General features: G+C 56.9%; 1 protein-coding gene. It reads right to left on the reverse strand.

Translation table 11 applies throughout. The features are described 5' to 3' along the window. A partial coding sequence (gene dctP, locus ACMUOY_RS20145; protein ID WP_413894513.1) for a TRAP transporter substrate-binding protein DctP occupies window positions 1-617 on the reverse strand: 617 nt, incomplete at its 3' end. Between the last annotated feature and the right edge of the window lie 24 nt (window positions 618-641).

Below are 641 nucleotides of genomic sequence, written 5' to 3' on the forward strand. Positions count from 1 at the left end.
TCGCCATAGGCCATCGGTATGGGCTGAACGCCGACGGCCTTCCAGGCGGCCAAATGCAGCTTGTTTTCCATGGTGCGGATCTTCAGCCCCCTGGCATCGCCCGGTGTTTTTACGGCCCTTTTCGAGTTGGTCAGGTTGCGGAAGCCGTTTTCCCAGAAGGCCAGACCCTTGAGATTGGCCTTCTCGAGATCCGTCAGGAGCCTGTTGCCGACCGAACCGTCCAGTACCTGGTCCGCGTGGCTGTAGTCACGGAACAGAAAGGGCAGATCCAGGATGCCCATGGACGGACTGAAGCCGCTGATGGGGCCTGTGGAACCTACGTAAAAGTCTATACTTCCCTCCTGAATGGCTTCCAGTAATTCCCGTTCCCCCTTGGCCAACTCACCATTGGGATAAACGGCAATCTCGATGCGCCCCCGGCTCCTTTCCCTGACCAGTTGGGCGAACCGGACCGCCCCCTGATTGTAGGTATGTTCCATGGGCGTCATCGAGGCAAGCCTGAAGACGGTCTTCGCTTCACCTTCCAACGACGTCTGTCCCCTGCTGGCGCAACAGCCGGCGACAAGCAGGGCCGGGATGACGAATAAAGCTATAAATGCTAATCGTTTAAATAACATATGATGCCTCCTTGCTTTGCGATC

It is taken from the genome of Candidatus Skiveiella danica, from assembly GCF_022705245.1.
Classification (GTDB): Bacteria; Pseudomonadota; Gammaproteobacteria; order Burkholderiales; family Burkholderiaceae_C; genus Skiveiella; species Skiveiella danica.